Annotated in this window: 7 protein-coding genes; 3 read left to right on the top strand and 4 right to left on the bottom strand. The window is 66.7% G+C overall.

All coding sequences use genetic code 11. The features are described from left to right. Positions 1 to 198 precede the first annotated feature (198 nt). The 4 genes from AC3WN8_RS05785 to AC3WN8_RS05770 form a co-directional block, all read right to left on the bottom strand. Positions 199 to 1884, bottom strand: coding sequence for an amidohydrolase family protein (locus AC3WN8_RS05785; protein WP_492668446.1), 1686 nt, complete (start codon positions 1882 to 1884; stop codon positions 199 to 201). 54 nt (positions 1885 to 1938) lie between these two features. After that, entirely contained in the window at positions 1939 to 2943 is a 1005-nt protein-coding gene (gene dgcA, locus AC3WN8_RS05780; RefSeq protein ID WP_492668445.1) for an N-acetyl-D-Glu racemase DgcA, read from the bottom strand. Then, a complete protein-coding gene (dgcN, locus tag AC3WN8_RS05775) occupies positions 2928 to 3938 on the bottom strand; it encodes an N-acetyltransferase DgcN (RefSeq protein WP_492668444.1) in 1011 nt (336 codons plus the stop codon). Before dgcN ends, dgcA begins: the two co-directional genes overlap by 16 nt. Positions 3939 to 4067: 129 nt before the next feature. Beyond that, the gene (locus AC3WN8_RS05770; protein ID WP_492668443.1) at positions 4068 to 4982 is read right to left on the bottom strand and encodes a LysR family transcriptional regulator; all 915 of its coding nucleotides are present in this window, start codon (positions 4980 to 4982) and stop codon (positions 4068 to 4070) included. 180 nt (positions 4983 to 5162) lie between these two features. Here AC3WN8_RS05770 and AC3WN8_RS05765 point away from each other — a divergent pair, with 180 nt between their 5' ends. Genes AC3WN8_RS05765 through AC3WN8_RS05755 form a run of 3 tightly spaced genes read left to right on the top strand, consistent with a single transcriptional unit; the run spans position 5163 to position 9644 of the window. Next, the gene (locus AC3WN8_RS05765; protein WP_492668442.1) at positions 5163 to 6761 is read left to right on the top strand and encodes an N-acyl-D-amino-acid deacylase family protein; all 1599 of its coding nucleotides are present in this window, start codon (positions 5163 to 5165) and stop codon (positions 6759 to 6761) included. Next, entirely contained in the window at positions 6758 to 8023 is a 1266-nt protein-coding gene (locus AC3WN8_RS05760) for a dicarboxylate/amino acid:cation symporter (RefSeq protein ID WP_492668441.1), read from the top strand. Before AC3WN8_RS05765 ends, AC3WN8_RS05760 begins: the two co-directional genes overlap by 4 nt. A 31-nt stretch (positions 8024 to 8054) precedes the next feature. Then, complete coding sequence (locus AC3WN8_RS05755; protein ID WP_492668440.1) at positions 8055 to 9644, top strand: serine hydrolase domain-containing protein; 1590 nt, start codon at positions 8055 to 8057, stop codon at positions 9642 to 9644. Positions 9645 to 9693: the final 49 nt, after the last annotated feature.

The raw sequence follows: 9693 nt of genomic DNA, 5'->3' as shown, positions 1-9693 counted from the left end.
GTGCGGCCCGCGAAGCTCCCGGCTCCGCGGGCCGCGTTGTTTCAGGGGGTGATACGCACCTCGTGTCATTCCCGCTTTCGGGGGACGCGGAGTCCCCCCACTGTCATCCCCGCGCAGGCGGGAATCCAGCTTTTCCGTGAAGCGTCAGAAAAAGAAGAAGCTGGCTTCTCGCTTTCGCGGGAATGCCAGGATGGCAGGTCACGGCCGCGGCACGCCCTTATCGGGCCAGCCGGCGCGGCGTTTCTCGGCGGCGACCATCTCCGCCACATCGGCCAGCAGCTTCTTCGCATCGTAGACGATGCCGTCCTTCACCGTGTAGCTGACGCCGCCCACCCGTTCCTGCTTCTGCGTCGCCTCGTTGAGGCGCGGCGTGCCGGTGCCGTAGAGCGTCTTGAAGTTCTGGAGCGGATTCTCCTTCACCAGCACGATATCGGCCAGCCGCCCGACGAGCAGCGCGCCGATCGGCGGCTCCGCCACGCCCTTGGGTTCGTAGATCGTCAGCGCGCCGTTCCACGTCGCTGCCTGGATCACCTCCAGCGGATCGAAGCCGGCTTCCTGGAGCAACTCCATCTCCTCGGGATAGCCGAAGCCGTAGGTCTTGAAGATGAAACCGGAATCGGTGCCGATCGTCACCCGGCCGCCGATATTCTTGTAATCGTTCACCAGCCGCATGTAGCGATCGTAGAAGCGCCGCCACTGCACCTCGATCCGCGTCGTCCAGTCGAAGAAATAGGATCCGTGATTCTCGCGGTTCGACTGGAAATAATCCCAGAGCTGCGGCGTGGTATAGCTCTCGTGCCAGTCGGCGGTGCGCGCGCGCATCAGGTCGCGCGAGGCGGCATAGATCGTCATCGTCGGATCGAAAGTGACGTTGTTGGCCTTTTGCTCGCGCAGATAGGCCTTCCACTCGTCCGATCCGGGCTCATAGGTCTGGTCCCAGATATCGGCGACCTCGGCGAAGCGATATTGCTCGTCGTTGAAATTATAATCGGTCGAATAATGCTGGACCGCGCCGTTCTTCAGCAGCGATTCCATATGGCCGTAGAAATGGGTGACGGTGCCCAGCCCCATCGCGCCCGCCTTGCGCGCGTCGATGCGCGAAAGCCCGGTCTGCGTCAGATGCGCGGTGGTGCCCAACCCCAGCTTGCGTGCTTCCTCCACCACGCCCTTGAACGCCGCCGGGCTGAAATCGGCGGGCAGCATGATCTTCACGCAATCGACGCCCTGCTTCGCCGCCCATTGCGTCCAGGCGCGCGCCGCCGCCTCGCCATCGATCGGCTTGCCGCCCCAGCCCACGCCGTCGCCGGGGCGCTGGCAGGCGAAGATGCGCGGCGCCGCGATCTCGTTGGCGGCCGAACGGCGCTTCTCGCTCAGCGACACTTCCAGCGGCGCCAACGGCACGCTGCGGACGGAGGTGACGCCATGCGCCAGCCACAGCTTGTAGGAATAGCCAAGGTCCGGCGCCTTGTCGGTGCCGCTGCCATGGGCGTGCATGTCGATGAAGCCGGGCAGCGCATACATGCCGGTGGCGTCGAGTTCGTAATCGGCGTCATTCGGCGCGCGACCGTCCTTGAGCGGCAGGCCCGGCGTACCCGCCGGCCGCATCGCAGTGATGCGGTTATTCTCGACGACGATGTCGATCGGGCCGCGCGGCGGCGATCCCGTGCCGTCGATCACGGTGACGCCACGGATCACCATCTTGCGGAACGGGCCAAGCCCTTCGCCGGGCCGCCGGGCGGGCGCGGGCACCACGCCCGCGTTCAGCGCCTTGGTCTCGCTCGGCCCCGCCGCGGGCGCGGACTGGCCATGCGCCATCGCCGCCCCCGTCGTGACGAGCACGGCGGCGGCGCCCGCCAGCCACAAGCCCAGGTCCTTCTTTCGCATCGCTTAACCCCCTGACAGTCTGATCCTCGTGTCAAAGGGTTACGCGGTCGATCGTCAGGACGCCACCACCGATCGATCGCCCCAGAAGCCGGGCGCGGGCACGACCACCCTGCCCCCTTCGGCGAGCGAGATGCCGCCCGGCAGATCGGATTGCAGCCACAGCGGCGCGTCGACATCGACATAGTCGGCATGCGCCGCGACGCGCAGGGCCGGGGCGATCGACAGCGAGGTCGACATCATGCAGCCGACCATCACGCCCATTTCCCGCGCGCGCGCAGCCGCGAGCAATTGCAGCGCCTCGGTCAGGCCCCCGGTCTTGTCGAGCTTGATGTTGACCATGTCGTAGCGATCGGCCAGCCGTTCGACATCGGCGGCGACGTGGCAGGATTCGTCGGCGCAGATCGGCACCAGCGACTTGAAGCCGAGCAGATCGCCGTCCTGGTCGGCGGGCAGCGGCTGTTCGACCATGCGGATGTCGAGCTCCACCAGCGCCGGCTGCAATTGTTCGAGCAGCTCGATCGACCAGCCCTCATTGGCGTCGACCACCAGGCGCGAGCCGGGCAGCGAGGCGCGAACGGCGCGCAGGCACGCCTCGGTATCCTCGCCGTTGGACTTGATCTTGACCAGTTCGATGCCGCGCAGCTCCTTCGCCGCCTCGCCCATCTTCTCGGGCGTGTCGAGGCTGACGGTGAAGGCGGTGTGGATCGCCGGCAGCGGCGCGGAGAGCAGCGCCACCGCATCGGGCACGCCCAACGCGGCATCCAGATCCCACAAAGCGCAATCGACCGCATTGCGTGCCGCGCCCACCGGCAGCAGCGTGCGAAGCTGTTCACGCGTCGCGCCCTCGCGCAGCGCGTCGCCCACCGCCTGGATCTGGGCGAGCGCGCTTTCGGCGGTTTCGCCGTAACGCGCATTGGGCGAGCATTCGCCGCGCCCGATCACGCCACCCTGATCGATCGTTACCGTGACGACGTCGATCGCGGTACGGACGCCGCGCGAGATGCGGAACGGCTTGTTGAGCTGCCAGCGTCCGATTTCGGCGTTCAGGCCGCGAAGCATTGCACGATCCTGTCGACGATCCGGTCAACGCCCATCGCCACCGGGTCCTGCGCGGGCAGGCCCAGCAGGTCCTCCGCCTCGGCGCAGGCACGCTTGGCGGCCTCGGCATCCATGCCCCAGGTGTTGAGCGACACGCCCACCGCCACCACGTCCGGATTGGTCAGCCGCGCGGCTTCCAGATTGCGATCGAGGCAGGTGCGGAGATCGGGGATCGGGTGCCCTTCCAGGAAACGGATGCGCGTGCGGCCCGCCTGGTGGCAGAGCACCAGCGCGTCGGCCTGCGACCCGTGGAGCAGGCCCAGCGAAACGCCGGCATAGGAGGGGTGGAACAGCGAACCCTGGCCCTCGATCAGATCCCAGCCGCCATCCTCGCGCGCGGGGGAGATCCATTCGGCACCGCCCGAGATGAAGTCGGCGACCACCGCGTCGATCGGCACGCCCGCGCCGGCGATGAAGATGCCGGTCTGGCCGGTCGCGCGGAAATCGGCGGCGATCCCGCGCGCCTTCATCTCACGCTCCAGCGCGAGCGTGGTGTACATCTTGCCGACCGAGCAATCGGTGCCCACCGCCAGCAGGCGCTTGCCCGCGCGCGGCTTGCCGTTGCCGACGGGGATGTTCGCGGGCGGCTCACGCACGTCGAACAGGCTCAGATTGGCGGCCTCCGCGGCTTCGCGGATCTCCGGGCTCGCGGTCAGGCGCTGATGCAGGCCAGATGCGACGTTCAGCCCGGCGCGCAGCGCAGACACCGCGAACGCGATCGTTTCCGCCGACATGAAGCCGCCCGAATTGGCGAAGCCGATGATCACGGTCTTGGCGCCCTGGGCCACCGCTTCCTCGACAGTCATCTGGGGCAGGCCGATGCTGACGGTGCCGCCCGCGTCGCGCGCTTCACCCAGGCAGAGTTCGGGCCGCCAGGCAGCGACGCCCCGCGCGGTCTTGACCGAAAGCTCGTCGGTCGCGCTGCCGAGATACAGGAGATAGGGATGTGGAATCACTGGAACCTCGCGAACATTGTCTCTGTTTTGGATGTGGCCATGATCTCGTTCACAATCCACTCCGCGCCAATCCCCAAAGGCGGACAGGAAGTATAGACGTCGGTTATGATCGGGGGGCACCCCCCAGGGCTACGCTCGCGCGGGGGGTGACGATCGCGCCGCTTCCAGCGCGCCGCGTACGGTCTCCAGGAATTTGCTGGCGAGCTGCGACAGCGGCCGATCAGCCAGATGGATGCCGAACACGTCGAACGCGACCTTGTCGGCCAGCGGGCGATAATCGAGCTCGGGCGTCAGCCGCGCCAGCGCGGTATATTCGTCGACGACGGCATAGCCCGCGCGCCGCTGCACCAGCGCGGCGGCGACGAAATAGGTCTGCACCAGGATACTCGACGGGCCGAAGGCGTCGTCGGTGACGAAACGGTTGAACAGGGTGCCGACCGAACCGGCATTGACCAGCCGGATCAGGTTGAGATCGCCCATCATGTCGAGCGAGATGCGCTCGGGCGCATCGGGCAGGTCGGCGCGGTGATAAAGCACGACAAGCTCGCCCGATCCCAGCTTCACTTCGGCCAGCCGGGGATTGCGTGGCGCGTCATAGGCGACGGCGATGTCGCAATTCCGTTCGTAGAGCGCGCGCGCGATATCCTCATTGTGCAGCGTCTTGATGTCGAACGAGACGTCGGGGTGATCGCGGCGGAAGCTGGCGACCGCGGCGGGCGCGACATCCAGTCCCAGCGAATGGAGCACCGCCAGGCGCAAATGCCCCTCCGCGCCGCGCCGCAGATTCTTGGCGGTCTCGTGCAGAGATTCGATGCGCATGTGCACGTCGCGCGCATCGTTGAACAGGATATGCGCCTCGTCGGTCGGGATCAGCCGCCCCTTGACCAGGCGGAACAGCGGAAAGCCGATCCGACTCTCGGCATGGCGCAGCACCTTGCTGACCGATGGCTGCGACACCTGAAGCACGCGCGCCGCGCCGCTGACCGACCCGGCCTGATAAACCGCGTGGAACACTTCGATATGACGGAGATTCATCAGGGCCATGGCGGTTTCACTATGCATTCCGCGGGGCCCGTCGGCAACAGCCGGTGCGCGCAATCGATAGCCTGCGTCTATGGTGCGTGGAATGATCTTCGCTTGTCCGCGCGCACCGATCGGCGATGCTCCGCGGATAAGGGATAATGGGGGAAATGCTGCGTGATGCGATCCAAGCGAAGGAAGGGAGTGCGAGCCCGTCTGCCGGCTGCGCTTCTGGCGGCCGCCGCGTTGCCGGCAGCCGCTGCGGCGCCCGAACGCGCCGACACGATCGTGATCCGCGGCGGCACCATCTATGACGGCACGTCGCAGACGCCCGTCATCGGCGACGTGGTGATCAAGGGCGACCGGATCGTCCATATCGGCCACGCGGGAAAGATGCGCTATCGTAACGCGCGCGTGATCGACGCCACGAACATGATCGTCGCGCCGGGCTTCATCGACACCCATACCCATTCCGACCGGTTCATCATGGGCGACACGCCCGAATTGCGGCTGAACCTGCCCTGGATGATGCAGGGCGTGACGACGATCTTCACCGGATCGGACGGCAACGGCCAGCCCGGCGGCACCGTCGATGTCGGCGGTTTCCTGTCGCATGTCGAAACCGCTGGCCACGGCCTCAACGTCGCGGCCTATGTCGGCTTCGGCGCGGTCCGCCAGGCAGTGCTAAAGTCCGACGCGCGCGCGCCCGACGATGCCGAGCTCGGCCGCATGAAGGCGATGGTGGCGAAGGGGATGTGCGAAGGCGCGCTGGGCTTGTCGACCGGCCTGTTCTATGCCCCGCAAAGCTTCGCCAAAACGGAAGAGGTGATCGCCGTCACCCGCGAGGCGGCGGTGCGCGGCGGCTTCTACGACACCCACCAGCGCGACGAATCCTCGGACAGCATCGGCCTGCTCAACTCGGTCCAGGAAGTGATCCGGATCGGCCGCGAAACCGGCATCCCCGTCCATTTCTCGCATTTCAAGGCGGCCGGCCCCGGCGTGCACGGCAAGTCGGTCGACATGATCGGCGCCGTCGAGGCGGCGCGCGCCGAAGGCCTCAAGGTCACCGCCGATCAATATCCCTGGGCCGCCTCGCAAACCAGCCTGGCCGCGCTGCTGGTGCCGCGCTGGGCGGTCGCCGGCGGCATGGAGGCGTTCCGTAAGCGGCTGGACGATCCCGCGCTCGCGGCGAAGATCAGGCAGGACATGGCGGCCAGCCTGAAGCTGCGCGGCGGCCCCTCCACCATGTTGCTGCCGAGCAAGAACAAGCCCTGGACGGGCAAGCGCCTCGCCGAGATTGCGGGCGAATGGAATGTCGATCCGATCGAGGCGGCGCTGCGCGTCATTCTCGATCCCGACGGCGCCAATTCGGCCATCTCGTTCGGCATGCACAATGACGACATCACCCGGTTGATGAAACAGCCCTGGGTGATGACCGGATCGGACGGTTCGCAGGGCCATCCGCGCATGTACGCCACCTATCCCGAGAAATATGCGCGCTACGTACTGGCGGAAAAGGCGATCTCGCTCGCCGATTTCATCAATTCGAGCAGCGGCCGCGTCGCCGACACCTTCAGGCTCGACCGGCGCGGCCATCTGCGCCCCGGCTATTTCGCCGATATCGTCGTCTTCGACCCGGCGGCCTATCGCCCGAAAGCCGATTATGTGAATGCCGATCGCCTGAGCGAAGGCGTGCGCACGCTGCTCGTCAACGGCACGCTGGCGATCGATGGCGGCAAGCCCACGGGCGCTACCGCCGGACGCGCGCTGCGCAAGACCCCAGCCGCCGGAACCTGCACATGACCGGCAAAGGCGGCGCGATCCGGCGCTACTGGTTCGATATTCCGCTGTGGAAGCGCATCCTGGGCGCGTTGATCGTCGGCGTGCTCGTCGGCTGGCTATGGGGTGATGGCGCGGCGCAGATCAAATGGATCGGCGACCTGTTCGTCCGCCTGATCCGCATGCTCGTGGCGCCGCTCGTCTTCGTCATCATCGTCTCGGGCATCTCCGCGCTGGGCGATCCGCGCAAGCTGGGCTCGATCGGCGTCAAGACGCTGGGCCTGTTCCTGCTGCTGACGATGATCGGCGCGGTGATCGGGCTGTCGATCGGCACGCTGATCCAGCCGGGCGCCGGCGTCTCGCTGGCGGGCGCGACAAGTGCTTCGATGCAGCAGGCCAAGCCCTTCACCGAACAGATGATGTCGATCATCCCGCTCAATCCGATCCGCGCGATCGCCGATGGTGAGATGATGTCGATCATCTTCTTCGCGATCCTGTTCGCGATCGGCATACTCGTCGCTGGCCCGAGCGGAAAGATCGTCGCCGATGTCTTCCACGGCGCGACCGCCGTGATGCTGAAGCTGGTCGGCATCATCATGGAGACCGCGCCGTTCGGCGTCTTCGCGCTGATGGCGACACTCGTTGGCACCAGCGGGTTCGGCGCCTTCACCAGCATCTTCTGGCTGGCACTATGCGTCGTGCTGGGATCGGCGGTGCAGACGCTGTTCGTGCATGGCGGGCTCGTCCGGCTGGGCGCTTGGCTGCCGGTGTTGCCCTTCTTCAAAGGATCGTCGGACGCGCTGCTCGTCGGCTTCTCCACCGCCTCCAGCTCCGCCACCCTGCCCGTCGCCATGTCGGTCGCCGAGCATAATCTGGGGATCAAGCCGCCGGTCACTTCCACCGTGCTGCCGCTGGGCGCGACGATGTGCATGGACGGATCGGCCATGTATATGGGCCTGCTCTGCATGTTCGCGGTGCAGAGCTTCGGCATCATCCTGTCGCCGTCGGACTATGCGCTGCTGTTCTTCTCGATCGTCAGCGTCACCATGGGCGTCGCCCCCATCCCCTCAGCCGCGCTGTTCCTGCTGGTCGCAGTGCTGTCGGGCGTCGGCATCAGCCCGGAACAGACCGCCTTGCTCGTCGGCTTCATCCTGCCGATCGACCGGCCGCTCGACATGATCCGCACCATCCCCAACGTCTCCAGCGACCTGGCGGCAGCGACCACCGTCGCGCGCTGGGAGAACGAGATCGACCTCGACATCTATCGCGCCGCGCCCGTCGAATGACGGTGGCCATCATCACGAACAGGAGCCCCGCATGCCAGCCTTGAAATCCACCCTGATCTCGGCGCTTCTCGCCGGCGCCGCACTTTCCGCCCCCGCGATCGCCGCGCCCGACGACAGCGCGGCGCGCGTCGACGCGATCTTCGCACCCTGGTCGGGCGGTGCATCGCCGGGCTGCGCGGTCGGCGTGGCGAAGAACGGCAAACCGGTGCTGCAACGCGCCTATGGCCTGGCGGATCTGGAGCTGGACGTGCGCGCCAATCCCGCCAGCGTCTATGAAGCGGGATCGACATCAAAGCAGTTCGCCGCCGCCGCGCTGCTGATGCTGGAGCGCGACGGCAAGCTGAGCCTGAACGACGATGTCCGCAAATACATCCCGGAACTGCCAGATTACGGCAAGACCATCCAGCTTCGCCACATGGTCAGCCATATCAGCGGCCTTCGCGACTGGGGCTCGGTCGCCGCGCTCGAAGGCTGGCCGCGCAACAGCCGCACCGCCGCCAACGAGCATGTGCTGGAGATCGCGCGCCGCCAAAAGGGCCTGAACTTCGCGCCCGGCGACTATTATCTCTACAGCAACACCAACTTCAACCTGATGGCGATCATCGTCCAGCGCGTGAGCGGGCAGACGCTGGCCGAATTCGGCCGCAAGCGCATGTTCGAACCGCTGGGCATGACGCACACGCAATGGCGCGACGATCACGCCCGGCTCGTCCCCGGCCGCGCCAAGGCCTATGGCAAGAACGCCGACGGCTATTATATCGATAACGTCATCGAAGACGCCTATGGCAATGGCGGCCTGCTCACCACCGTCGGCGACCTGCTGATCTGGAACGAGGCGCTCGACCGCAACACGCTGGGCATTTCGGAGAAGCTGGCGACGCGCGCCGTGCTCAACGACGGCAAGCCGATCGCCTATGCCGCCGGGCTCGTCCAGCTCGAGCATGACGGCCAGCAGGAGATCGCGCATTCGGGCGCGACCGGCGGCTATCGTGCCTGGGCGGCACGCTATCCTGCACAGAAACTGTCGATCGCTTTGCTGTGCAACGCCGCCGACGTGAACACCACCGCGATCGGCCACCGCGTCGCGGACATCTTCCTGCCCCCGGCGGCACCGGCCAAGCCCTATGTCGCCAAGGGCCCCTTCCCGTCCGGCCTCTATGCGGAGGTCCGGACGGGCTTTCCCGTCCGCATCGACGCCACCGCCACGGGCATCACCGCCGACGGCCGCGCGCTCGACCCCGTCTCGCCGGGCCGGTGGGACGCGGGCGGCGGCGACTTCATCTTCGGCAAGGACGGCAGCCTCTCCCGCCTGACGCGCGAGGGCATCATGGTCCCTTATCGCAAGGTCGATCCGGTCACGCTGCAGGGCGCCGCCGATTTCACCGGCCGCTTCGCCAGCATCGACAATCCGGTGGCGCTGATCGTCTCCGGCGACGGCAACGGCATCGCGATCAACCGTCCGGGTTGGCCGCCGCTCAAGCTGACACCCTCCTACAAGGACGTGTTCGAAAGCGAGATGGGCTTGATCAGCTTCGTCCGCGACGGCGCGGGCAAGGTCACCGGCCTGAAGGTCAGCGACGGCCGCGCCTATGACATGATGTTCGAGCGTTCGGGGGGATAGTTTCCGCTCCTCACTCCCTCTCCCTCTTCAGGGGGAGAGGGCCGGGGAG

It is taken from the genome of Sphingobium sp. FW305-3-2-15-F-TSA7 (assembly GCF_058787155.1).
Note: the sequence above shows the minus strand (reverse complement) of the source record. Positions and strands in the feature narration are given on the sequence as shown.